The 25,447-nt window shown below is 44.7% G+C and carries 24 protein-coding genes; 10 read left to right on the top strand and 14 right to left on the bottom strand.

Going from position 1 to position 25,447, the window contains the following annotated elements; all coding sequences use genetic code 11:
* Positions 1-144: 144 nt before the first annotated feature.
* The 6 genes from ACI882_RS01765 to ACI882_RS01740 form a co-directional block, all read right to left on the bottom strand.
* Positions 145-918, bottom strand: coding sequence for a phosphotransferase (locus ACI882_RS01765; protein ID WP_411743530.1), 774 nt, complete (start codon positions 916-918; stop codon positions 145-147).
* Between the two features lie 95 nt (positions 919-1,013).
* A complete protein-coding gene (locus ACI882_RS01760) occupies positions 1,014-1,670 on the bottom strand; it encodes a hypothetical protein (protein ID WP_411743531.1) in 657 nt (218 codons plus the stop codon).
* Positions 1,671-1,672: 2 nt separating this feature from the next.
* Positions 1,673-3,034, bottom strand: a complete 1,362-nt coding sequence (locus tag ACI882_RS01755) for a CBASS cGAMP synthase (protein ID WP_411746252.1) — start codon at positions 3,032-3,034, stop codon at positions 1,673-1,675.
* A gap of 421 nt (positions 3,035-3,455) precedes the next feature.
* Positions 3,456-4,532 carry a TRAP transporter substrate-binding protein DctP gene (gene dctP / locus ACI882_RS01750; protein ID WP_411746251.1) on the bottom strand — a complete coding sequence of 359 codons (1,077 nt, stop codon included), beginning with the start codon at positions 4,530-4,532 and terminating at the stop codon, positions 3,456-3,458.
* A 101-nt stretch (positions 4,533-4,633) separates the two neighbouring features.
* The gene (locus tag ACI882_RS01745; protein WP_411746250.1) at positions 4,634-5,920 is read right to left on the bottom strand and encodes a TRAP transporter large permease; all 1,287 of its coding nucleotides are present in this window, start codon (positions 5,918-5,920) and stop codon (positions 4,634-4,636) included.
* A gap of 3 nt (positions 5,921-5,923) precedes the next feature.
* Positions 5,924-6,454, bottom strand: a complete 531-nt coding sequence (locus ACI882_RS01740; protein ID WP_411744197.1) for a TRAP transporter small permease — start codon at positions 6,452-6,454, stop codon at positions 5,924-5,926.
* Positions 6,455-6,823: 369 nt separating this feature from the next.
* Between ACI882_RS01740 and ACI882_RS01735 the strand changes: the two genes are divergently transcribed.
* Together ACI882_RS01735 and ACI882_RS01730 are read left to right on the top strand one after the other, a co-directional pair.
* Positions 6,824-7,564 (top strand): GntR family transcriptional regulator, encoded by a 741-nt coding sequence (locus tag ACI882_RS01735; RefSeq protein WP_411744196.1) that lies wholly within the window; start codon positions 6,824-6,826, stop codon positions 7,562-7,564.
* Between the two features lie 51 nt (positions 7,565-7,615).
* A complete protein-coding gene (locus tag ACI882_RS01730; protein WP_411744195.1) occupies positions 7,616-8,728 on the top strand; it encodes a Gfo/Idh/MocA family protein in 1,113 nt (370 codons plus the stop codon).
* 101 nt (positions 8,729-8,829) lie between these two features.
* Here ACI882_RS01730 and pfkB read toward each other — a convergent pair whose 3' ends face one another.
* The 5 genes from pfkB to ACI882_RS01705 form a co-directional block, all read right to left on the bottom strand.
* Positions 8,830-9,747: a 1-phosphofructokinase gene (pfkB, locus tag ACI882_RS01725; protein ID WP_411744194.1), complete on the bottom strand. Its 918-nt coding sequence runs from the start codon at positions 9,745-9,747 to the stop codon at positions 8,830-8,832.
* Positions 9,747-11,486: an alcohol dehydrogenase catalytic domain-containing protein gene (locus ACI882_RS01720; RefSeq protein ID WP_411744193.1), complete on the bottom strand. Its 1,740-nt coding sequence runs from the start codon at positions 11,484-11,486 to the stop codon at positions 9,747-9,749. Before ACI882_RS01720 ends, pfkB begins: the two co-directional genes overlap by 1 nt.
* A gap of 28 nt (positions 11,487-11,514) precedes the next feature.
* Positions 11,515-14,103: a phosphoenolpyruvate--protein phosphotransferase gene (gene ptsP / locus ACI882_RS01715; RefSeq protein ID WP_411744192.1), complete on the bottom strand. Its 2,589-nt coding sequence runs from the start codon at positions 14,101-14,103 to the stop codon at positions 11,515-11,517.
* Between the two features lie 161 nt (positions 14,104-14,264).
* On the bottom strand, positions 14,265-15,653 hold the full coding sequence (locus ACI882_RS01710) for a PTS mannitol transporter subunit IICB (RefSeq protein WP_411744191.1): 1,389 nt from the start codon (positions 15,651-15,653) through the stop codon (positions 14,265-14,267).
* A gap of 18 nt (positions 15,654-15,671) precedes the next feature.
* Positions 15,672-16,157 (bottom strand): PTS sugar transporter subunit IIA, encoded by a 486-nt coding sequence (locus tag ACI882_RS01705; RefSeq protein WP_411744190.1) that lies wholly within the window; start codon positions 16,155-16,157, stop codon positions 15,672-15,674.
* Between the two features lie 231 nt (positions 16,158-16,388).
* Between ACI882_RS01705 and ulaR the strand changes: the two genes are divergently transcribed.
* Positions 16,389-17,156, top strand: a complete 768-nt coding sequence (gene ulaR / locus ACI882_RS01700; RefSeq protein WP_411744189.1) for an HTH-type transcriptional regulator UlaR — start codon at positions 16,389-16,391, stop codon at positions 17,154-17,156.
* A gap of 83 nt (positions 17,157-17,239) precedes the next feature.
* Here ulaR and ACI882_RS01695 read toward each other — a convergent pair whose 3' ends face one another.
* Positions 17,240-18,424 carry an MFS transporter gene (locus ACI882_RS01695; RefSeq protein ID WP_411744188.1) on the bottom strand — a complete coding sequence of 395 codons (1,185 nt, stop codon included), beginning with the start codon at positions 18,422-18,424 and terminating at the stop codon, positions 17,240-17,242.
* Positions 18,425-18,584: 160 nt separating this feature from the next.
* Here ACI882_RS01695 and ACI882_RS01690 point away from each other — a divergent pair, with 160 nt between their 5' ends.
* The 4 genes from ACI882_RS01690 to ACI882_RS01675 all read left to right on the top strand — a co-directional run bounded on the left by ACI882_RS01690 (position 18,585) and on the right by ACI882_RS01675 (position 22,293).
* Entirely contained in the window at positions 18,585-19,253 is a 669-nt protein-coding gene (locus tag ACI882_RS01690; protein ID WP_411744187.1) for a class I SAM-dependent methyltransferase, read from the top strand.
* A 122-nt stretch (positions 19,254-19,375) separates the two neighbouring features.
* A complete protein-coding gene (locus tag ACI882_RS01685; protein WP_411744186.1) occupies positions 19,376-20,965 on the top strand; it encodes an ABC-F family ATPase in 1,590 nt (529 codons plus the stop codon).
* A 72-nt stretch (positions 20,966-21,037) separates the two neighbouring features.
* Positions 21,038-21,295 carry a hypothetical protein gene (locus ACI882_RS01680; RefSeq protein ID WP_411744185.1) on the top strand — a complete coding sequence of 86 codons (258 nt, stop codon included), beginning with the start codon at positions 21,038-21,040 and terminating at the stop codon, positions 21,293-21,295.
* Between the two features lie 20 nt (positions 21,296-21,315).
* Positions 21,316-22,293, top strand: coding sequence for a DUF3365 domain-containing protein (locus ACI882_RS01675; protein WP_411744184.1), 978 nt, complete (start codon positions 21,316-21,318; stop codon positions 22,291-22,293).
* Positions 22,294-22,360: 67 nt separating this feature from the next.
* On the opposite strand, the gene ACI882_RS01670 is transcribed toward ACI882_RS01675, so the two are convergent.
* Positions 22,361-23,683, bottom strand: a complete 1,323-nt coding sequence (locus tag ACI882_RS01670; RefSeq protein WP_411744183.1) for a DEAD/DEAH box helicase — start codon at positions 23,681-23,683, stop codon at positions 22,361-22,363.
* Positions 23,684-23,917: 234 nt separating this feature from the next.
* Between ACI882_RS01670 and ACI882_RS01665 the strand changes: the two genes are divergently transcribed.
* The 3 genes from ACI882_RS01665 to ACI882_RS01655 are packed head-to-tail and all read left to right on the top strand — an operon-like array spanning position 23,918 to position 24,975.
* Positions 23,918-24,136 (top strand): hypothetical protein, encoded by a 219-nt coding sequence (locus ACI882_RS01665; RefSeq protein WP_411746249.1) that lies wholly within the window; start codon positions 23,918-23,920, stop codon positions 24,134-24,136.
* 9 nt (positions 24,137-24,145) lie between these two features.
* Positions 24,146-24,355, top strand: coding sequence for a hypothetical protein (locus tag ACI882_RS01660; RefSeq protein ID WP_411744040.1), 210 nt, complete (start codon positions 24,146-24,148; stop codon positions 24,353-24,355).
* Positions 24,352-24,975, top strand: a complete 624-nt coding sequence (locus ACI882_RS01655; protein WP_411744039.1) for a hypothetical protein — start codon at positions 24,352-24,354, stop codon at positions 24,973-24,975. Before ACI882_RS01660 ends, ACI882_RS01655 begins: the two co-directional genes overlap by 4 nt.
* A gap of 3 nt (positions 24,976-24,978) precedes the next feature.
* Here the strand turns inward: ACI882_RS01655 and ACI882_RS01650 are convergent, their stop codons facing one another.
* Positions 24,979-25,359, bottom strand: coding sequence for a DUF3224 domain-containing protein (locus ACI882_RS01650; RefSeq protein ID WP_411744038.1), 381 nt, complete (start codon positions 25,357-25,359; stop codon positions 24,979-24,981).
* Positions 25,360-25,447: the final 88 nt, after the last annotated feature.

Here is a 25,447-nt window from a genome sequence, read left to right as displayed (position 1 = left end):
TTGATTTTTTCCTTTGCGGTGAAGGCGCAGCGCATTCAGATGCGACCAGCGCTATCATGAAAGCCTAACCATACTATCTTAAACACTAAACCCATCGACAGAATGAAAGATGCCAAGCGTTGGGAACTACTTTTAAGTGCCTTGTTAGTTGCACAATGCACACTGAATCTTTTGTTTATTCTCAGAGATATATACTATGTCATTTAGGTAGGATTGAAGATGTCCTTGCTCTATGTTTTCAGCAAAGGATTCATTACCACCTTCCGCTTCACTACGCATGAAAGAAACTAAAGCCTGCAATCGTTGAACCATAGCATCAGCTAGTTGATCCCTTTCTGATTCTGTTGCACCGTAACTGTCACAAAACAACTTTGCCCTAGCCAACTGCTCTGAAATAGTGCCTAGTTTGTCATTGCTGTCTGTTTTGAAAGGAGACCAACAATAAACTGAATATGCTAAATCCCATATTCTTGGTGCAGGGTGCGCCGTATCGAAGTCAAACACACCAACAACTGTATTTTCTAATAAAGCTACATTATATGGAGTAAAGTCACCATGACATATCACCTCGAATGGCTCTCTCGGCTCTAACATCCATTGGTGTGCATTGACATCAAGCTGATCCAAGAATGGAACGGTTGAATCATGGATTTTACGTAATAATTTACCCGCTGAAATGAGTGCTTCATTTGTTGCAATTGCGCCAACTAGCGGATAATTGTAAGTATTTCCTGTGACAAAACTTAGGATTTCTTGGTTTTGATTAACACCAAGAAATTTTGGACTCTCATCTACATTTACTTGCTCAAGGTACTTCAAAATAAGATGAATTGTAGGACTCCATGGTTGAAGGGGTCGATAGACGACTTGTCCATCTCGATATATTGCCGATTCTCTTCCACCCAGTAATTCTTCCACGATATCTTCCTGTGCAACGCCCCGCTAATCGGCGAGCGTCAGCGAGTCCGGTGGAGGCCACGCTTTTTGTGGCCGGAAAGTATTTAAGCGGCTTGTTAACTGTTTCTTCGCTCCATTGTGATTAGACCCGCAGTATTCATACCACGTTGCCAAGCTCTATTTGTCCAGTATGTTCCTTTTAAAACTGTATTCTCTTCCTTAACTATGATCTCTAGCTTGGCCGCTCCATTAAAGAGTCTATCATCTGTTTCTTTAGGAATCGGAACTGACGCTTCAAAAATATAACTTAGATAAAAAGTTCCTGTACGAGGATCTCTATAAAGCTCGCTCTGTATCACCTTACTTTCTTGGTAACCGTCCAATGACCTCAATGCCAAGCTGAACCCAAACATATCCGCCTTAACGGTCAATTCAACTTCTTTTGTTACTTTGTTGCCGTTTTCGTCGGCGTAACTTGAGTGGATCTCTCCCAGCCACTTCCCATTGAGGTTTGGACACACAGATTTATGCAGGATCGCCCCGATAAATGGGAGTTTCCAGAAAGCCAACCATCCCCATTTCCCAATGACAAAAATAACAAAGACAAATATTAGCGTTATCGGCGCTGTAAGCTGAAAAGAGTCACCAAAGGTATTCCAGGAAAGCCCTCCACCAATAGTGCCCATTAGCAGGATCAATGCAGAGAGAAAGAAAGCTGAAAAAATAGCGAGTAATAGCTTTAATAACCCGAGTTTCGGAAATACCTTCCACATATTTATCTACCTTTAAAATACTTTTTCCTAGGAGGATTTCTTAGAGGTCTGGAAAAGCCAGTTATGCGAACTTTAACTGCACCCATGCCCTTTATATTGTTCTTATCAAGCACTAAGCATTCCATATAGTGGGTGCCGCTATAACTACAACCCTCATACCGCTCCTCGCTAACAGAAAGTACCGAAGTATGGCCAAGATCGTTGACTCTTTTTGCTTCTGCATCTTGATTTCGTACAATCCAATGAACTTCGGTAGTTTCACTATAATCAGCGTCATTCTCTATTGAAAAATAAAGCTCTTCATCACGAAACACCTTTATTTCATCTTTCACACTACTAGATAGAAGCCTCTTATTTTTATCTAAATGACGAACTTTAATTTTAGGGGGAACTGTTATTGCGGGAAGGTTTGTATTCTTGGTTACTTCATCAATCCTTTCAATAAAAGGAGGAAACATGTGTTCAAATGTTGCGCTCCACAGAACATATTGCTGGAGACTATCCTCTGATTTATTGATAAATTCACACGCATTTTTTAATGAATCTGATCTATTTTTAATTTTTTTATATTCATTTTCTTTGAAACCAAACAAATCCCCTCTGCCGCAGGGATTGTCTAGCGAGTCATTTTCGATAATGTAATTCATAACATTTACTGCGGTTTGAATGAAGGCGTCATCGTCATCATCCGCCTCAACATATAGATCTGCAACTAACACCGTAATTGCAATTGATGGAATTCGAATTTCATCTTCCTTTCCTTTGATCGCAGTCCAAACCTTTAGATATTTGATTATCCTTCTAAGCTGAGCCAAAGATTTTGGCGTTAAACTCGATACTTTTTTATTGAACCAATCCTGAAGCGCTTTCGGGTCACTATCAATCCACTCGTCCGATTGAACTGCTAGCTTACAAGTGTCTGTTTCAGCATCGTAATAGTAGATAGGTATATCAATATGGAAAGATGAAGGATAAATCAGCCGCTCGCAGCTCGTTTTACTATCCCCGACTTTGGCTTCAGGTCTATTTGAAACATACCACTCAAGAATGCTTCTATTAACCTGTTTTACATCTAACGCAGATAATCCTTCTTCTTCTGCATTGCATAAAACATATATTCCAACATCAATGTCAAATTCATCGCCCTTTTGTATAGGCCTTACAAGGGTGTGATTTTTATAGGAACCTTGGAGCCAATGTCTTACTGGAACTTCCAGTGATGAGGAAAGCTCGGGCTTGATTAGCTCAAGCAGCTTATCTTTCTTGGCTCTAGCATCTTCCAATTGTTCTGGCGTCAACGAAATACGTGTAAAGAGTGTTTCATTTTCGTTATTCTCAAAAAACAGCTTAGCGCTTAATCCCATTAATTTATTTCCCTATGGCTGCATCCGTACACCGGACAGTTAACAGCCTATTTCTAAGCCACCGCCTATTTTTACGGCGCGCATATGTAAAAACCCAATATGACTCAACGCCCCTTTCAATCAAATAACCATAGGGCCTCTAGCCTAACCTGTCAATTTAACCATCTAGTAAAAACTGCAATACTCATTCGGCTTTGTAAACCAACTTCATCGGTTAATGCTTCTAAAAAGGTGAGAGTAGGGGGCTAACTAAAACTGTTCTGGGTGTTGAATTAGGAGGTACTTTAATTGGCTATGGGGCGCCATGGCATTCAACCCTTAGGTTTAAGGGTGAATAATTTTCGCTTATTTAAAGGAAAACAATGACGACAGTGCAGGCTATCGCCATTGTTCAGTTGAACTTACTACTGGTTACTGCAACTTACTTTAGGTCTTTCGCATAGATGGCATCAACGGCTTTTTCTGCTTTTGCTGCTTCTGCCACTAACAAGTCATAGTATTTCTGACCAGATTTCACGTTCTCTGTGAACCATGTGTAAACAGGAGCTGATGCGTTGCGGAATACTTCTTTTTCTTTTGGTGTCGGTACGTAAAGCTCACCACCGGCTTTGGCAAAGTCTTGGTACGCTTGAATAGATTTACGTTTTGGCGAGGCAAACGTGGCTTGCTGTAGTGCGCTAAAGCCATCTACAACAACACGACGTAAATCTTCAGGCATATCGGTGAAGACTTCGTTGTTCATAAACCAAAGGGCCGCCATGTAAGCGTGGCCGTCTAGGGTTACGTATTTTAACCCGGCATCGGTAAACTTCATGCCCATAATATCGGTGATACCATTTTTTGAACCTTCAACAACACCTGTTTGGAACGAGGTAAACAGTTCTGGCCATGGAATCGGCGTTGGGCTTGCGCCTAAGGCTTTAACCAACTCTTGTGGTAAATCTGCTACCACGGTACGTATTTTTAAACCTTCAATGTCTTCAGGTGATGTAACGGTACGTTTGGTATTGGCAAAGTTGCGCCAGCCGCCGGTGTTACCAATGGTCATTAAACGGATACTGTCATTGGTATCGTCTAAAATATCGTTACGCATTTCACGTACAAAGTCGCCCGACAATACCGCTTCGGCTATGCGGTCATCACGCAGCAAGTAAGGCAAGTCTAATACTTGAACGTACGGGAACATGTTTGCTGTACCGCCACTGGTCGAAATATAAATGTCAACCGAGCCATCTTCTAAGGCTTGCAAACATTCGGTGCCGTTCGCACACAGTTGCGTACCCATATAGATATCAACGCCGATCTTGCCGTTTGAATGCGCTTCAACAAAATCTTTGAAAACCACTAAGCCATCGTAGTCTTCATCGTTTTCATTGGAGTTTGCCACGGCTCGCAAGTTAAAGTCTGCAGCTTGTGCAGCACCAATATAAAAAGTGAGCGCCGCAGCGGCTAGGCCACCGGCAATTTTTTTAGCCGTATTTTTTTTATCAGGAGTCATAAGGTTACCTTAATTATTATTGTTGGATGATTCCGGTTCTCTCGTCCGGTTTATTGTTAAAACCCGCAGTAAAAAAACTAACTGCGAGGGTTCTAATTTTTCTACGCCAACCCAAGCAGTCGAGGTATGGTCATCGACACGGCAGGGAAGAACGTAATTAAAAAGATGACCAGTACTTCTACGGCCAAGAAAGGCAAAATAGCTTTCGCAATGTGTTCAACTTTTTCGCCAGATACGCTGGAGGCAACAAACAGCACCAGCCCCATCGGTGGCGTTGCCAAACCTACAGTCAGGTTGACACTCATAATGATGGCGAAATGCACAGGGTCTATACCCAGCTGAATAAAAATAGGCGCAAGTATTGGCCCTAAAATAATAATGGCCGGGCCTGCATCGAGAAACATGCCAACAATAAACAGCAAAATGTTTATTGCTAATAACAAGATCAATGGGTTATCGCTGATCGCTAATACTAAGCCAGCAAGGTCTTCGGCTGCGTGCGACAAACTCACCACGGTTTTAAACGCAATGGCCGATCCTACAATCAATAACACTACGGAAGATGAAATAGCCGATTTGGTAAAAATGGAAGGTAGGTCAGATACCTTAACCGTTTTTAACACCCATATACTCAAGAACAGGGCATAGCCGACTGCAATTGCGGAGGCTTCGGTTGGCGTAAACACACCAAAAATAATGCCGCCTAGAATAATCACCGGTGTTAACAAAGGTAAAATAGCCAGCTTGGTGGCGCTGCCTCGTTCGCGCCAGGTCGCTTTTTCGGCCGCGATCGGGAAGTTGTGTTTTTTCGCCATCAGGGCGGTCACACCCATTAACGCTAAACCAATTAAAATACCTGGGACAATACCGGCGGCAAACAATGCGGCCACCGACACTTCCATTGTATATGCATAAATAATCATAATGCCCGATGGCGGAATAATGGGGCCAATGACTGAGCTGGCGGCGGTAATGGCGGCGGCAAATTTTCGTGAATAGCCGTTTTTTTCCATCGCGGGAATCAACATAGAACCCAACGCCGAGGTATCGGCAACCGCAGAGCCGGACAAACCCGCAAACAACATGCTCGATAAAATATTAACGTGCGCCAAACCGCCACGCACATGCCCAATAAACACTTGAGAAAAATTCACCAAACGTATGGTAATACCGCCTCGGTTCATCACTTCACCGGCGAGCATAAAAAATGGAATCGCCATGAGCGGGAACGAATCAATACCGTTGTAGATATTACGGAATAGTAACGGTACATCGCGTGACATATCGTTAAGTAACAACATAAAACCCGGTGCAAACAAGGTTGCAAAGAACACAGGTAAGCCGATTAAAATAAGGATAAGAAATAGCGGTAAGAATAAGACGAGCATCAGTTACTCTCCAGACAACAGAATGTGAGTAGGCTTATTTTTAATGCCCATCAGGTTTTTTAGAACAAGCTCGATGTTGACCAACAACATGGTGCCGAAGCAAACTGGCATGGCAAGGTAGATCCAGGCTCGCGGCAATTTGAATGAAGCTGCTCGGGTACGAAAGCCTCGCTCAAAAAATTCCAAACCTAAGAAAAACAACTTGTAGAGCACCACACCGGCAATAAGCAAAAGTAGCAACTGTAACCAACGACTGATTGCTGGCGGCAATGCATCGGGTAGCATATCTATGGCCACGAACGCTTGATTGCGATAAGCCTGCGAGGCAACTAAGGCCATCATCCAAATCATCAGCGCGCGGGCAACTTCTTCTGGCCACGGCAATGCACTATTGAAAACGTAGCGCATAACCACTTGCATAAGAATGGTGATCACCATTAAGGCAACACATACCCAGGCAATGTTGGCACCCACTCGCATAACCAAGGTGTTAATTGTTTCCAGCAGCGACAAAAATCGTCGAAGAGCACCCATTACAGAGCACCCCGTCGAATGACGTTATTCATACATTGTTCCATTGTTATTTTTATTTTTTATTTCAACAACGCCTCAACCTAAGGTCGTTGTTAACTCTCTCTCACTTTCTATGGCAATGAGGCTAAGCCTTGATCCCCTTGAAAAGGTTTTCATGCCATCAATGCAAGCTTAACAGTCTAAAGATAGAAATAAATAGATAACCTTTTCATTCACCATTCATTCATATTTGACTTGCGAGAACACACTAGCAATGTATGATACTGATGTAAATCAATAATAAATGAATTTTTCAAAAATAATTTGATTTAGAAAATGTGATAGTCTTGGCGACCCTTAACAATGCCCCATGGAGCTCGATGAGTGACGATGGACAATCAACCTCAGAAATCTAATGATTTTGCGGCAAGCGCAGGCAAGCGGCGACCGAAATACGTACAAGTTAGTGAACTGTTGATTCGTGAAATTAAAGCGGGTCATTGGCGTGAAGGCGAACGCTTACCCGTTGAAGCCGAGCTGGCAGTAGAGCTAAACGTAGCCGTTGGTACATTGCGCAAAGCGCTGACATTATTGGAAACCGATGGCTTGCTAGAGCGCCGGCAGGGTTCAGGAACATACGTGAAAAAGCCGCCGAAAACAGCCGCTTATCAATTGTTTCGCTTGGAGTTATTGACCGGTGGGGGCATACCACATGCCAACACATTGTCGGTAAGCCTAGAGAAGAATCCTGAGGTGGCCGTTCATTTTGGGGTACCAAAGTCAACGAGCTTTTGGCGTATCGAGCGTAAGCGCTTTTTAAACGACACGCCCATTGCCGCTGAAGAAATGTGGATTCGCGGAGCACATGCTTCTACGCTCAGCGCTGACGAGCTCGATGAGTCATTGTATCGACATTATCGTGAACATTTCGGCTTTTGGATCAGCCATGTTGAAGACCGTATTCGTGTGTGTAACGCAACGCCTTGGGCTGCGGGCATTCTCGATGCTGTTGAAGGCAAACCATTAGGCTGGATTGAACGCATCAGTTGGTCAGATCAAGACAAGGTCGAAGAGTATTCTCGCACCTGGTTTGATACCGATGTCTGCCACTATGTGTCGCGCATGGCTTAATCACATTTTCTGTTAAAAACTATTAAACAATAAAAAATAACAGGAAACAGTATGACTTTACGTTACGGAATTATTGGCTGCGGCATGATGGGCCAAGAACATATTCGCAATATTCAATTGCTCCCTGACGCGGCCGTTGTTGCTGTAGTTGAGCCAGATGCCGCTATGCGAGCGTCTATTCAATTGCTGGTGCCGCTGGTTCACTTTGAGGCCTCCATTGAACTGCTACTTGCGCGTAAAGACATTGATGCGCTGCTCATCGCCAGCCCTAATTTTATGCACGCCGAACAACTGCTGCAAATTTTCGCAACAACAACCTTACCTGTGTTAGTTGAAAAACCGCTAGTGACTGATGCCAATGATATTCAGCGAATACAAGCGGCAGCCGCAAAGCATCCTGCGCCTGTTTGGGTTGCCATGGAATACCGCTATATGCCACCGGTTGCTGCTTTGTTAAACGAAATTAAAAAACAAACACACGGCCACACCAAACAATTCAGTATTCGTGAGCATCGCTTCCCATTTTTAGAAAAGGTGAACGACTGGAACCGTTTCAACAAAAATACCGGTGGCACCCTAGTTGAAAAATGCTGTCACTTTTTTGATTTAATGCGCTTACAAGCGGGCAGTGAAGCGGTACGCGTATTCGCCTCTGGCGGCCAAGATGTAAACCACATTGATGAACGCTACGATGGCCAACAACCCGATATTCTCGATAACGCCTTTGTCATTGTCGATTTTAAAAACGGTCAGCGTGCCTTGCTAGAATTAAGCATGTTTGCTGAAGGCTCTGAGTATCAAGAAGAACTCTGCGCCGTAGGCGAAAAAGCCAAGTTAGAAGCCAAAGTACCTGGCCCTGGCCGATTCTGGAACACCAACCTTGGCCCTGCACCCTTACCTAAACTCATCGTTAGCCCGCGCAACCCGAGTGGGCCTATCGAAACCCCCATTCCAGTTGATCCAGCTTTATTAGCCGCCGGTGATCACAACGGTTCTACCTACTATCAGCATTTAGGGTTTTATAAAGCAGTCACTGAAGGCGCTTCGGTTGACGTGAGTATTGATGACGGGCTTAAAGCAGTTGTGCTGGGTTTAGCGGCCCAAGAGTCTGTTAAAACCGGCCAAGCCATGACCATTAGCAACAACGGCCTAAGCTTTGGTTAAGCACTCTCAATACTTTGATTTAAAAATAGACAGGCAACAAAAAACCCAACGAGTTGACGAACACATCAAATAGTTGGGTTTTAACAAACTGGGGTTGGGCTTTACTCAATTCGCTCAAGCAACTCAGTCACTTGTTCTAGACTGCCTAATCCAGTCCCTGCTTCACTTGCCGTTGCTGCGCCACAGGCTATGCCTTTTTTCAGGGCGGTGGCGAGTGCATCACCTTTAAATAAACCCCAGATCATGCCGGCAACGAGAGAATCGCCCGCGCCTATCGGATTTTTTTCGATAATCTCGGGTGATTTGATCACGGTTAATGCTGAACCATCAAAACTGCATGCGCCGTCTTTCCCTAATGAAATCACCACTTTTTTAGGCCCTAATTGAATCAGTTTTGCACTGATTTCCTTTAGGCTCAAGCCATGATCTGCAGGTAATTTTAATAGCTCTAACGCTTCTTCAAGGTTGGGTTTAATTAAGGTAGGCTGTGCTTTACAGCCTAATTCAAAGGCATCACCGCTGCCATCTAGAAACACGTTAGCGCCTTTGTCTTTGAGCAACCGAATAAGTTCTGCATACACCGTTGACGGAACGCCGGGTGGCACACTGCCAGCCAATACCCACCAATCCCCTGGGAACGCTAAGCGGCTTACTTTTTCGTATAAGCTTGCGAGTTCAAAGGCTGAGACAGTGGGGCCGGTTTCATTCACTTTGTAGTGGTCTGAACTACCGGAACGCACCAAGCTGATATTGGTGCGCGTTTCACCGGCTATTTGACAAAAGTTTGTCTCTATTTTTTGTCGTTTGAGTTCAGATTCCAAACGTGCGCCATTGTGACCGCCGATAAAGCCAACGGCGGTACTCACTACATTCAAATGCGCCAACATACGAGACACGTTAAAGCCTTTGCCGCCAGCGTCCATACGGCTAGAAACCGCACGAGTGACACTGTTTAAGTCAAAAGATTTAACTTGCAACTCAAGATCGACTGCTGGATTTAACGTGAGCGTATAGATCATTATTTCACCTCAAGAAATTCTGCAAAAAGCGCCTCTTCTGCGGCGATGGTCCAAATGTTACCGGGTGCCAAGGCTTTAGCGACATTAGGAAGTTTTTCTTCGAGTTCATCTAAGCCCATTAATGGCAGATCAACCAATTGAGGGAAAATTAAGATTTTGCCAGGGTATTCACTGGCAATCATCGCTTCAATGCCATCGCGAGCGACGTTCATTCCACCAATAGCGGCCACACAAACGGCGGGTGCAATATTACCTTTAACGGCGTTATCCATAACCACAGTTTGGTCGTCAATCGTTAAACCAGAGGTACCGGTAAACTGTGCGTTGTGCATGTACACATTGCTTAAGTCTACTGGTGCTAAGGTGCCATTCGGTACACCGGCGAATAAAACCAACATGCCGTTTTCAGTCATAAAGGTGGCTGAATCGGCCATAATGTCACCGTTAGGCACACAAACAACGACGTCGTCTGCGCCCACGTTATCGGTGTGCTGCATGACAAAGTCGCGCAGCGGTGTGTCATTGCCAATTGGGTTATAAGTTATCAAGGTGCAACCGTTTGCCTTAGTCAGTGGCGCAAAACGCGATTCAATTTCGGCTAAACGTTGATCGTTGATATCGGTCACGATAACCAACTTAGGACCGTTCTGTTTTTCAATCGCACGCTGAACATGCATTTGACCCATTGGTCCACCGGCACCAACGAAAACGGCAGAACCTTCGTCACTTAAATCACAACGGTTTCGAGCTTCGCCGTAAGCAGTGGCAATGTCTTTTTCTTTGGTTCCTAAAAACGCCACATAGTCATAATGTAGACGACCTACGTCGGCATCGACTAAGCCATCTAGTGGTTTTTCACCCACTAAGGCCATCGTGCCGCGACGCGCGATATGCTTGGCAATGTCACTGACTTTTTTAGCGGAGGTAGGCTGTAGCAATACAATGTCATCAAAACCAATACCGGTTGTGAATTCATTTGAAACCGCCGCTATGACTGAAAAATCGACATCGTTTTTAACAATCACATCCGCATTTTTTTGCGCTTTCGCTAAAGCTTCGATATGTGCAGGGACGTTACTTAATACTATCGTTTTCGGAGCCTCTAAGCCTTTGCTGAACGTGTACTCATGTGAGTCGCCAGCTTCACCGACTATCCACATAACACCGTCTTGTTTTGGTTCTAATCGACGACGCTGGGTATAAGAGGCCCACACACAACCCCAAGGTTCTAGCAATGCCGATTCGGCAAAACCCATTTGATCTGAGACTTTCAACAAGCAAGCACCCGCGTCGGTGACCAACACTTCAGGGCCAATAATTTGATACTGAGTTAAACCACCCGGTACGGTATAACCATAAGCCGTGCTTTTTCCGTTTTGGTATATATCTGGCTGAACGGCATAACGCTCACCCACTTTGTAATCTGCCTGCAGGTCTGCACCGACTTTAATAATCGTTAAAGTCGCTTCATGACCTAAGCGTGTTGGCTCAATGCTTAAATCACGATTATAAAGTTTTGGGTGGGCACTGCCTTGATTGATCACTTTTACATCAGAGAAGCATAAGCCCACCGCGTCAATGCGTACCAACAGTTCATTTGCTGAAGGTTCTTCAACCGGGAAAACTTCTGCTTGGTTATTTTTACCAATGTTTTCAACACCCACACCATACAAATTCCAAGCGAGTGTCTCTTCAGGGATAGGGTTAACCAATGATTTGTAATCTTTATACGTAGTCATAATAAACTCCTAGAGTTATAAATTTTATTTAGTTCGCTGAATGTTCAAACAGCGCTTTGATTTGCGCTGGATCACTCAGCGTTAACGCCAATTCAGATTTTTCTTTCAGGTCTTGATAATTCATCGACCGAATGAGGTGTTTTACCGCAGCCACATTCGCTGGGCTTATCGACAGCTCGGTCACTCCTAATCCGGTCAACAAGCAAGCTAAGCTTGGGTCTGCCGCCATATTCCCGCATACGCCGACCCACCTGTTGTGCTTATTTGCTGCATCGACGGTCATTTTTATCAGCCGCAGTAAAGCCGGATGATAGTTATCGAGATCACTCGGTAGCTCTGGGTGCAGTCGATCCATCGCCAAGGTGTATTGGGTTAAATCGTTTGAGCCAATTGAAAAGAAATCGACTTCTTTGGCGAAATGGTCGGCACACAAAACAGCAGAAGGGACTTCAATCATAATACCGAGCGGTAAAACCGGTGCATCTAGCTGCACTCGAACCTGTTCGGCAATGTCGCGTGCTTTTCGCCACTCGGCTAAATTGGCAATCATAGGGAACATGATGTGCAGCCCCGGCTTTTCGCCTTTTGCGGTTTGCCATTGCGCCGTTCGATAAATGGCTTCCAGCTGACGACGGAACATGTCTTCATGTTTAAAAGATAAGCGAATACCTCTGACGCCTAAAAATGGATTGTCTTCTTTGGGCATATCCATCCATGAAACAGGCTTATCACCGCCAATATCAGCGGTTCGAACCACCAACTGCTTGGAACCGAGGTGTTCTATAATTTGCTGTAACGCGAGCTGTTGCTCTTCAACGCTCGGTTCAACTGCTGAGGCTTCAAATAAGAATTCGGTTCTTAATAAGCCAACGCCTTCACCGCCTTGTTCAATGACACTTTCGGCATCGCCCGGGCTGGCAATATTACAAACCACTTCCATGGTGTGGCCATCGAGGGTCACCGGTGCAAGGTGTTTTTCTTTATTTTGAGTATCGACAATTGCCTGCCAAGCATTAATTAGTTGCTTACCTTGGGCCTGGGTACTTTCATCCGGCTCGACAATAAACTGTGACGATTGTGCATCTAAGAGTACCAATGTGTTTTGCAATGTCGTCGTCGTTAGTGGCTCACCGATACCCACAATCGCCGGCAAGCCAAGTGCTCTGGCTAAAATGGCCATGTGACTGTTTGGACCGCCTTGCTCTGTGCATATCCCTTGCACGGGTACATCTTTAAGCTGCACGGTTTGCGAAGGCGTTAACTCCTTGGCTAATAAAATAAACTCATGGTCGGGAAAGCGAATCTGTGCAGAATGGTTAAGCAGTAAATTGACGATTCGAGCGGACACATCGGTCATATCGGCAACCCGCGCACTGAGTCGTTCGTCTTTAATCTGCTCTAATGCTTCAATTTGTTTTTGAACCGAGGCTTTCCATGACCAGGCTGCACTGCGGCCTTGAATAATATGTTGTTGAGCATCGTTAAGAATGGATTCATCGAGCAGCAGTTGTCGTTGCGCTTTAAAAATAGCGGACTCTTGCGGCGCACTGTTTAACAAACTCTGTTCAATATCGGTTAATTGCGTACGGCCTGTTTCTAATGCGGTATTTAGCCGACGTTGCTCTGCACGCGCATCGCTGGCATCTTTGTCGATGCTCATTTGATCTTCGCCCATTAAAATATAGACAGGTGCCATGGCAATACCACTGGATGCTGATGATCCTTTGGCAATATGAGCACCCTTTGGGGTTTTCAATGCAGAGATTGTTGTTATTTGTTGATAGCTTTGAGTATTTTCTGCATCAACATCACCATCTAGTCCCTTATGAATGGCTTGGCAAATTTCTTGAATTGCTTGTTCTGCTTTATCGCCCTGAGCAGACACCATGAGTTCATCACCTTGCGTTGCCCCCATGGTTAACAATTCAGCCATTGATTTGGCATTTGCCATGTTGCCTGCGTTACGAATGCGGATTTGAGTCCCTTCGTATTGCGCGGCCATTTCCGCCAAGATGCTCGCAGGGCGTGCATGCATGCCCGCTGGGTCAACCACGGTGACCGCGGTCGCGTGATCTAAATCGGTCGCGGGGGCCTGCTCCGCTGGCGCTTCCGTATTATTTAAAGTATTCACGATCGTGTTTAAAGTAGCACAGGTACCTAATGAGCTAGCTAGCTCAGCGTCCATCACCACTTTGGTTAATTGCTGCAAGAGTGCTAAGTGCTCTTGGCCTTTTGCTGCAATGCCAACCGCTAAATGCACCACGTCGCCTTTGTCATTCCAAACCACTCCCGCCGGAAGTTGTAAAACAATTAGCCCGGTTCGAGTCACTAAGTTTTTTGCGCTTTCGGTGCCGTGTGGAATCGCTACGCCATTGATGAGGTAAGTACTGACTTTATCTTCTCGCTCTGACAACGCCGCGACGTAATCTTCAGAAACGTACCCTCGTTGCAGCATTTTTTCTGACATTAAAGCCAATACATCATCTTTTGTGCTGACCTTGCAAGCAACAACCACATCATCTGCGTGCAATTGAAAACTAGGTTCTAATTCTGTTTTAGTTTCCACAGTTTCGGGTTGTTTCTGTGCTTTTTTATTTAGCAATCCAAACAATGCCATAATTTTTTCCCAACGTTGTTGTGAACTTATTAAACTGTCTATTAAGTATCGTCGCCAAACCAGCGCTTAGTTTCCGAATAGACTGCTTAATAACTCCTGCGTTTAAAATTGGGTGTTAGCGGTTAAACCTTTCGTTCGCTAACACCCACTTTGTTTTCTGATTAAACTATTTTCGCGACCAAATCGTCATAGAACGAACTGTCCATGAAATTATCGATACTGAAATGCTGCGCACTTGGTAACTTTCCTTTAGCACGGGCGGTTAATTCAGCTTGAGTGATCACGATATCCGCATGGTCTAAGTCATTAATAGCAAGGTTGGTGACTTCAATGTCCAAGCCTTTCGCCTTAATCTTTTCTCGTAGCACGGTTGCACCCATCGCTGATGAACCCATGCCCGCATCACAAGCAACCACAATACGCTTGACTGTTGCAGCGCTTAGGCCAGCTGGTGTTGCCATGCCTTTAGATTCAGCCTTTGCTGAGTCTACGCGTGCTTGGGCTGCGGTAAGTTCGGCTTGATCAATTTCGGCATCTGAGCGAATAAGTACCGCGGCAACAGCAAATGAAACGCCCGCAGCAATCACAATGGAAGCCAGTGTTAATACCAGTCCGAAGCCTTTGGTCGACATAATCGCAAGTGCAAATACAGACCCGGGTGATGGTGGACCAACGAGCATGTTGCCAGTGATCATGTTGAAGGCAACACCCGCCATACCACCTGCAATAACAGCCAGTATCAACTTCGGTTTCATTAAAATGTATGGGAAGTAAATTTCATGAATACCACCAAAGAAGTGAATGATGCTCGCACCATAGGCAGATTTTTGCGCAGTACCTTTACCCACAATCATATAAGCCAATAAAATACCTAAGCCTGGACCAGGGTTTGTTTCGATCAAGTAAAAGATCGACCCACCTGCCGTGGCAGCTTGGTCAGCACCCAACGGAGTAAAGACACCGTGGTTAATTGCGTTATTCAAAAATAGGATCTTCGCAGGCTCAACAATAATAGAAACCAACGGCAATAAATGGCGTTCAACAATCCAACCCACACCGGCACCTAAGGCTTCGGTAATAGCCGATACAACCGGGCCCACCACAACATACGCTAAAAGAGCCGCTAACATGGCGATAATACCAAGGGAGAAGTTATTCACTAACATCTCAAAGCCGGGTTTGATTTTGCCGTGTACTTGCTCATCAAATTTCTTAATTAAATAGCCACCCATTGGGCCAGCGATCATGGCACCCAGAAACATAGGAATATCGGTACCAACAATAACCCCCATAGTCGTCACCGCACCGGCAACCGCACCTCGGTCTCCACCGACCATTTTACCGCCGGTGTAACCAATCAGCATTGGCAACATGTAGAGGATCATTGGGCCAACTAATTCAGCTAAGCTTTCGTTTGGCAGCCAGCCGGTTGGAATAAAGAGTGCGGTAATAAGCCCCCAAGCAATAAAGGCGCCTATATTTGGCATCACCATGCCACTGAGAAAGCGCCCAAACGACTGAACGCCGACTTTCATATTGTTAACAGACATTGTAATGCCCCCGATTAATTATTGTTGTTTCTGATTTTCTGCAAACGCATGCTGCAGATCATCAAGTATGGTTTGAGGTAGATCGGCCTGAGCCCAACGCGCTAGCACGTCCGGTTGACTGATCAACTGAGCAACTGCAGAGAAAACATAAGACTGACTCTTACGTAATTCTTTTAAATCTCCAGTTATTGGCGCACAAAGTAACAAAACAAATACAACGTCTTCATCTCGACCGTTCCATGTGATCACAGGGTCCTTTATACGAGCAAAACACAAAACAGGTTGATCTACATGAGCGGTTATTGTGTGGGGAATAGCAGTCTGGCAACCTGCAAAGGTGCTGACAATATTCTCACGCGCAATAATGTCGTCATAAAGTTTCGACGGGTTTTGAGTTAGCTTATTCAGAAAAAGATGCCCACATAACTTATGAATGGCGTCCTCTTTAGAGCCTGCTTCAAAGTTAAGTAAAATTGTTTCTGCTGTGATGAGTGTGTTATTCATATTGTTTCCTCATTCGACATACGCAGTATATATAGTGATCAATTGGCGTCAAAAGTGGTGATCACAAATGATTGCACGGGGGTGATTGCGACCCTTGACGACCCATTCCCAGTGATTTAAAGCTCAAAAGTAATCAAATCATGTCAAAAAGTAGCTTGCTGAAAGGTTTCAAAATACAACCAATCAACTATAATCAAAATCTACTCAATACCAATCAGGAAGTTTCAGCTTATGTCATCCCGCAGTCGTCATGCAAAGCTAGTTGAGTTTGTACAAGAACACACCTTCGCTACCGTAGCTAAACTTGTCGATGTGCTCGAAACCTCCCCAGCCACCGTCCGTCGAGACATAACCGAATTAGATCGCCAAGGCTTAGTCAAAAAAATCCGCAATGGCGCTGAAAAAATATTGTCGCCACGTCAAAATGAAGCTTCGGGTATCAGCAAGATTTACCCTAATATATCTGACTATACTGACTTCAGCGAAAGTGAGCGTATCGCAAAAGCCGCCGTGCAACTGTGCCAAGACAAAGACAATATTTTTATTGGTGAAGGTCAAACCACTTTTTTAATGGGTAAATACCTGCTCGGTGAAAACATTCATGTCTACACCAATTACTTGCCTCTCATTACCTACCTAATTACAGAAGACTTTCCGCACTTAGTCGTTTTGGGCGGGCAGTATATTAAAAGTCAGAACTTGTTAGTGTCTGCGGAAAAGCATATTTCCTATCAAGGCCGGTATCTTTTCGTCTCAGGTGATGGACTAACGGACGGTGGGTTAACCAAATCTGCACTGCTTGCCTTTATGGAAGAAAAGAAGATGCTGGAATATGCCGATAAGGTCATTGCCTTGGTTGATTCTGATAAAATCGGTGTTTTCGGGGGTATATCCCTATTTGGTTTAGACGAACTCGATATGGTCATCACCGGTCGCGATGCTGACCCGGCTATTTTAGAGTTGTTGAAGAAAAACAATGTGGCTGTGGTGCGGGTTTAATGGTTCTGTTTTAACCTGAATTAACCAACAAATAGGAGATTGACTCAAGCAAAGCCGTTCACGTTGCAACAAAAACATTCAAGTCATCGGCTAACTCGTCTTGAGCTGAGATACACCAAGGTAAACAACCCGAGTATGACCAACAAAACCCAAGGCAAGGTATTAAGTGAGGTTTGCGCTGCGATAATACCAACCCCAGCAGGTATAAAGGCCATACCAAGCGAGGCGCCTGTTACCTGCAAACCCATGGCATTGTTAAAGTGCTTGGCGCCAACTCGGTTCATGCTATCGGAGACCATGGAGGGGTATAACGGGGCAAAGGCAAGGCCAATTCCTGCAATCGCGATGATGGCTGTCCACGTATTGCGGGTTAGTGCAAAGAGGGTTACCGACACAAGTGCGAGGCCGATCGCGACAATAATGATTCGATGGTTGGAGACCTTATTTGCAATGATGCCGACAAATATTCGGCCGAGGGTGAACATGCCCCAGTAAACACTGACTAACGTACCTGCCAAACCCGTGTTAAATTCGCGTGCTTCGGTCAACAAGCTAAAAACCCATAAGCCGACAGACACTTCTAAGCCGCAATACAAAAAAAACAAAGCGATACTCAACAAAATACTCGGGGTCTTAATAGACTCATTCATCGTAGTCATAAATTGGTCGGCGGCATGAGAAGACACGTCTCCATCTTGGTTAGTTTTTTTAACCCCGGTAACCCAGAGCGACGCGGTCACTAAAAACACCATGACCAGTAGCCACTGTATGCCACTGCTGATCTGATAACCCAATTGCCAAGGTTTTTGCGACACTAATACCGCCGTCATAATAAGCGGGCCAACCGTAATACCCAGACCAAAACTGGCATGTAACCATTGCATCAGACGGTCGCTGTAATGCTTGGCGACAAAACCATTCACCGTAGAATCCGTAATGCCAGCCGACAGTCCAATGACCAACGCACAGATATAAAACCAAATAAAAGAGGGCGCGAGTGTATAACCTAGCAAACCAAGACCTGTTAGGCCTGCGCAGGCCGATAACAACTTTCCCATACCTAAACGGCGACTGAGCTTTGCGCTAAACAAACCACTTAACGCCGCGCCGCAGGTGCCAAACATCATTAACCAACCACTGGCTTCCAACGGTTGATTAAAGTCAGATCGAATTGAAGGCCAAGCAACGCCTAATAAGCCATCGGGTAACCCTAATGAACTAAAGGCAATGAATGCTAAAAAAATGAGGCCGATATATGCTTTGTTCATATGCGATGTTTTTCCAAAAGGTTTCTGATACTTGTCTATCGGATTTCGATAATAAAGGCCGGCGCATGGTATCGCGTTTAATTAGGCAAATCATTAACCATGGCATCGATCGCATTTTGCCTTCACAATATCCATTATAAAACAACCTTGACGCATTCAAATGACGCCTTCTTTAAGACCCACAAAGAATCAATCGAACTGCCCTTTATGTATGAGTGGGAGCCATTTTTACTATCAAGATAAGAAGCGTAATTTCTATCAATGCGCAGAGTGTAAGCTGGTGTTTGCTGCACCAGAACAGTGGTTATCGGCACAATCAGAAAAACAAGAATATGATCTGCATGAAAATAACCTAGCAGATGAAGGCTATAATCGGTTTTTAAGCCGGATAGTCGAACCCGTCATGACCAAGGTTTCAGTCGGGCACAATTTATTAGATTTTGGCTGTGGCCCGGCGCCTGCTTTAGCGCAGCAATTTGAGGCCAAAGGCCTAAATGTGGCGCTGTTTGATGTGTTTTATCACAATACACCAGCGAACCTGCTGCAGCGTTACCATGCAATCACACTAACGGAGGTTATTGAACACCTCCATGAGCCATTAACAGTGATTGAACAATTATGGCAATGCCTTGAGACCAACGGGGTACTGGCCATCATGACCCAACGCGTTATCAGCTTAGAACGCTTTGCCCCATGGCAATATAAAAACGATCCGACCCATGTGTGTTTTTTTAGTGACGCTACTTTTTATTGGATCGCAAACCATTTACAGGCAGAATGCTTGGAGTTTGTCGATAAAGACATTGTCCTGTTAACAAAAACTGCTTAAATATTATCCAAAAATACAAAAAGACCGTAGACTCGGAGCCGCTTTATCATTAGCATCTGCGCCTTTAATTTTCAGCTTCGGGCTGAAATCCATCTTTAAACTCAATATCTGGAAATACTGCCTTGTTAACCACTGCCAACATCACCATGCAATTCGGCGCAAAGCCGCTGTTTGAAAACGTCTCAGTCAAATTTGGCGACGGTAACCGCTATGGCCTTATCGGCGCAAACGGTAGCGGTAAATCGACCTTCATGAAGATTTTAGGCCGCGACTTAGAGCCTTCTGCCGGTAACGTTTCAAAGGAGCCCAATGAACGTATCGGTAAACTGAAACAGGACCAGTTTGCATACGAAGAGTTCAGCGTTCTTGATACCGTGATTATGGGCCATACCGAGTTATGGGCAGTGAAAGCAGAAAAGGACGCCATTTACGCAAAAGCAGAGATGACTGAAGCCGATGGTATCCGTGCTGGCGATTTAGAAGGTGAGTTTGCTGAAATGGATGGCTACACCGCTGAAGCCAGAGCAGGCGAATTGCTATTAGGCGTGGGCATTCCAATTGAACAGCATTATGGCCCAATGAGTGAAGTTGCTCCAGGTTGGAAACTGCGCGTGTTATTGGCGCAGGTGTTGTTCTCAGACCCCGATATCATGTTGCTCGATGAACCGACCAACAACTTGGACATCAACACCATTCGTTGGTTAGAAGGCGTGTTGAATGATCGCAACTGCACCATGATTATTATTTCGCATGACCGTCACTTTTTAAACAGTGTTTGTACGCACATGGCCGATTTAGATTACGGCGAATTACGTTTGTACCCGGGCTCTTACGATGAATACATGATGGCTTCGACTCAGGCGCGTGAACGTTTATTAAACGACAACGCCAAGAAGAAGAAAGAGATTGCCGAGCTGAAATCATTCGTCAGCCGCTTCTCTGCGAACGCTTCAAAATCTAAGCAAGCAACGTCGCGTGCTAAACGTATTGATAAAATCGAGTTAGCTGAAGTTAAACCGTCTAGTCGCCAAAACCCGTATATTCGTTTTGAACAAGAGCAGAAACTGCACCGTTTGGCCCTAGAAGTAGAAGGCTTAACTAAGAAATACGACGAAACCCTATTTGAAAACCTCGATTTAAAAATTGAAGTTGCCGAACGCATAGCGGTCATTGGACCAAACGGTATCGGCAAATCAACCTTAATGAAGTGCCTGGTCAATGACATTGAAAACGACGGCGGCACTATTAAGTGGTCTGAAAATTCAAACATCGCTTATTACGCTCAGGATCATGCGGACGAATTTAAAACTGATATGAACCTGTACGACTGGATGTCTCGCTACGGTCAAGAAGGTGATGATGAGCAAGTGATTCGTGGCACCTTAGGTCGCCTATTGTTTTCAAACAACGATATCTCCAAGAAAGCATCGGTTATTTCTGGGGGCGAGCAAGGCCGTATGATTTTTGGTCGTATGATGTTGCAACGTCCTAATATTATGGTGATGGATGAACCAACCAACCACTTGGATATGGAATCTATCGAATCATTAAACTTAGCACTGGAAAACTACGCAGGCACCTTGCTGTTTGTCAGCCATGACCGTGAGTTCGTATCGAGTTTAGCCACTCGAATAATTGAACTAACGCCAACAGGCATTGTAGATTTCCACGGCACATACGATGATTACTTGAAGAGCCAAGCCATAAGCTAGGCTATTACATGCTAAGTTGGCTGCTAACCACATCCAACTTAGCGCTATTATAAAACTTTATAGGATATATGGATGAGTGCGAAGGAAGGCGCTGGAGCTAGGCTGCTTGCAGACATTGATAAGAATTTCGTAGATATAGTAGGGCCCATTGGCTCCTTCATTATTGAAGATACTCGCCTACTTTGGCGACAAAAAGCTTGGAAAGGGCCTTCAGCCCTGCGTCACTACGTGACTGAACTCGCTAAAAACATCGACAACAAAAAAGAAAAAGAAAACTTCATTCAGGCCGCTAGTCAATTAGCCATGGCAGCAACTTCTGCTCGCCAGTAATAGAAAAGGATTTAATAGGTATGGCACAAAAGAGACTCTCAATTAGCTTTCAGTTCTCATTGTTATTAGCGTTAGTACTCGTTCTCAATGGCGGCGCATTTTATTTCATGCTGCAGAACGTCTACATGCAGGAGCTACGTGCACAAGCACAAACCGTGGTGGCAAATGTGGAAGCATTTGGTACATGGGTCGCTAAAAATGGGCGCGTTTGGGTAAAAGACAGCCCTGATAGCTTTTTAGGAGAATTAGAAGCTCAAACGATTGGCAGCCCTAGTGAAACACATCACTTTTATTCGAAAAACCCAGCATTAGCTCAGCGCGAGTTTTCAGAAACCGTCGCTGCTTCTTCTTCGCCAGCTAAGTTCCGTATGACGTCTAGTAACGTAATGAACCCTGAAAATCAGCCAGACGCCTTCGAAGCACGAGCACTACGCGCCATTACCAATGAAAACCTAACCGAGTACTACGACACCAGTGGCAGTAACTACAGATACGCCAAAACTATTTATCATAAAGAAAGTTGCATAGCCTGCCATGGAAATGCGAATTCAGCTCCATCAGACGTGATAACCCGCTACGGATCTGAAAACGGCTTTGGCTTCAAAGCTGGCGATGTCGCAGGCATCATTAGCGTCACCATTCCTCAGCGTAGCCTCTTAACCGGTGCGGTATCGGTATTTGGCCTGCTTGAGTTAATCGCTATTTTTGTTTCAATCGGCATTATCCTTTGGTTCATCCGCCGCAATATTATTGTGCCGGTCAGTCAATTAACAGATGTTGCTGAAAAGATTTCTCGTGGCGAAGAAGCTGAGTTAGATACCAGTATGCTAAGTTCACAAAGCAAGAATGAAATTGATCAATTGACGCTAGCGACCTCACGCATGAGTAAGAGTTTCTCATTGTCGATGCGTAAAACTACCGAAGCACGTGCTGCGGCAAAACAAGCAATACGTGTCGCCAAATCTCTAAAAGCAAAGTATGAACATGACCAAAAGTAATTTATTTTAGAAGCACTAAAAAAGGGACCTAAGGTCCCTTTTTTATATTCTGGCAAAAAAACTAACGCTAGCTTGGGTTTGAACGCCGTGGTCTTCTATTTGCTTTAGGCGCCGTGCTGGCTGGCTGGTGCCCACGACGACTTTCGCCTGAGCGTTGGCCGTCGGCGTGTTCAGTTCGTGGTTTTTTCGGCTTCTTGGGCTTTTTAGCTTTTTGAGGCTTTAAATTAGAAGGCGGCAATGGGCTTGTGGTGCCGTAACCTTTGACGTCAACACGATCTAAAATTTTGCCAATAAAGTTTTCAACATCGACCAATAGCGGAAACTCGTCATTGGTGACAAAAGAAACCGCTTCACCTTCGGCACCCGCACGACCCGTTCGGCCAATACGATGCACGTAGTCTTCAGACACATTGGGTAGGTCAAAATTCACCACATAGGGCAGTTGGTCAATATCGATACCGCGAGCGGCTATGTCGGTGGCCACTAACACTTGAACTTCGCCGGCTTTAAACTGCGCTAAAGCTTTGGTTCGTGCGCCTTGGCTCTTATTGCCATGAATAGCGGCAGCAGGAATACCTTTGGCTAGCAACTTTGTGGCGATGCGGTTAGCACCGTGCTTGGTGCGAGAAAACACCAACACCTGATGCCACTTACGGGTTTTAACCAAATCTATTAACAAGTTGGTTTTTTGCGCTTTGTCGCATGGAATGACACTTTGTTTAACGCTTTTGGCGGCAGCGTTTTTCGGCGTCACTGATATCTCGATGGGGTTATGGACAATCGTTTTGGCTAACTCGCGAATATCATCAGAGAACGTCGCCGAAAACATCAAATTTTGACGTTTAGATGGCAATAATTTCATAATTCGGCGAATATCGTGAATAAAGCCCATATCGAGCATTCGATCGGCTTCATCTAAAACGAGAATTTCTAGCTGATCGAACTTCACCGCGCGCTGTTGGAATAAATCCATTAAACGACCGGGTGTTGCCACTAAAATATCAACACCGCCGCGCAACTTTTGCATTTGTGGGTTAATTTTAACACCACCAAAAACTACGGTAGATCGAATCGACAGGTGTTTGCCGTATTGGTTAACACTTTCTTCAACTTGCGCAGCCAGTTCACGTGTCGGCGTTAAAACTAGGGCTCTAACTTGGTTACCGCGTAAATGCTTACCGCTTGGCAATGCCTTTTCAGAAAGCATTTCTAGCATAGGTAGGGTAAACCCAGCGGTTTTACCGGTGCCGGTTTGCGCAGCGGCGAGTATATCGCGGCCTTGAAGCACGGCTGGTATAGCTTGTTCTTGGATCGGCGTTGGCGTTTCATAGCCTTGCTCGCTAACCGCTTTTAAAATATCTTGAGATAATCCGAGGCTGTTAAAATTCATAAATAGGTACAATTCAACTTATTGAAGGCGTGTGCGATGACACTAGGAAAGAATGGCCTCAGTGTAGCACTAAAGCAGCAAATTAGGGATTAGCAGTTTCATCGCTTTATCCAATCGCTTTAATGAACATCGGGCTATTATTGGATTTAAGTTGAAAAAATTGTGACTTTTCGCAGTTCACTTTTGCCTGCATCAGTTTAAACTGAGCCAAATAAAAACTACAAGGATGGCTCGATGAACGTATTTCAAATGGTGTTTGGTATTGTTTTGGCCAGTGTAATTGGTGCGGTTATGATCATGAAACAGGTGGTTAAGCTACGCCAGCAAGAACCTACTGACGTCGAAACCCAGCTTCAGAGCAAGGTAACTGAGCTAGAAGAGCGTATCCAAATACTGGAACGTATAGCAACCGACTCTAAAACCTCATTAAAAGATAAAATAGACGCCTTATAAGGACCAGTTATGGATATTTTTGTATTTATTTTAGCGATTGTCGCGTTAGGGATTATTGGTGATGTCGTCAAAAAAAATATCAATTCTAAAGACAAGACTGTCTCGTTAGATGAAGAATCGCGAGCAAGATTTGAAGATTTAGAACAACGCATCATCACACTTGAGCGTATTGTCACCGATCAAAAAACTCAGCTAAAACAGACGATAGACTCACTTTGAACACCAATAAGCTGTTACAAGCGGAAGGCGAGTTTCTTCATAAACACCCCGATGGCTTTGCCAGCCCGGGTTTAGTCGCTGTAGGTAAAAAGCACAACGTCGGCAAAATGGTCGAATTTACGCAGCAAGCTTTTAATAAGAAAGCATTTGCCAATACCGAAGAAGTCATCCAGAACTGGATCAAAGTTGTTAGCCGCTCTTCAATGGTGTCGCTGTTTGAAAAGCCAAGGTTCAAGGAAATGGCCAGCAGCTTGTCACCCAGCAATAAAGCTAAGTTCGTAGAAGGTTTATATCAGCAGCTGCATGGTAATGAAGAAAAAGGTTTTAACGCCATATTAGATATCTTGGTTGAAAACAAAATGACCAAGTGGTCCATCATCACCATTGTGCCAGCCTACTTTAAACCCAAGGACCAAGTCTTTGTTAAGCCAACCACAGCCAAAGGCGTTATTAAGGTTTTTGAATTAACCCAGTTAGACTATAAACCCAAACCGAGCTGGGCATTCTATAAAGAATATCGCAACCAAATCCTTGCCATGAAAGAAATGGTCAGTGAATCACTGTCACCAAACAACGCCGCCTTCTCTGGTTTTTTAATGATGACCATGGAACAGGTCTAATCCCTAATCGATTAATTCTAACGAAAGCGATACTGATGAGGCATCTGCGATATACTGACCCAGGCCTGCCTTACCTTTCATGGCACCGTACCCTCTCTCAATAACACAACGCCCTCGAGCAGCATTATCGTGAATACCGGAGTGCGATAATATGAGCGTACCTGGCTTGCCGTTAAACGCCCCTTCAATTTTCTCAAGTGCGGTAAAAACCGCCGTTTCGTCAGGCTGATACAAAAGAGTAAATTCAGCTTTGCTTTCGCCAACAATATCGCCCTGATAGAGGTAGGTCACATGAGCTTGCGAAGTTTTATAGCCTTCTTTTTCCTCGATGATCTGTTCATTCCAATCGACGACAGAAAAGGTGCAGTTTAATTGGTTAGTCACTTGGTATTCCTCTTTTGTGGATAGTTGCCTAAATGGTAGTCCTATAATAGGCTCAAGCTTGACTAACCTATTGTAAAAACACGACAAC

This window comes from Reinekea sp. (assembly GCF_046710285.1).
In the GTDB taxonomy this organism is placed as follows: domain Bacteria; phylum Pseudomonadota; class Gammaproteobacteria; order Pseudomonadales; family Natronospirillaceae; genus Reinekea.
Note: the sequence above shows the minus strand (reverse complement) of the source record. Positions and strands in the feature narration are given on the sequence as shown.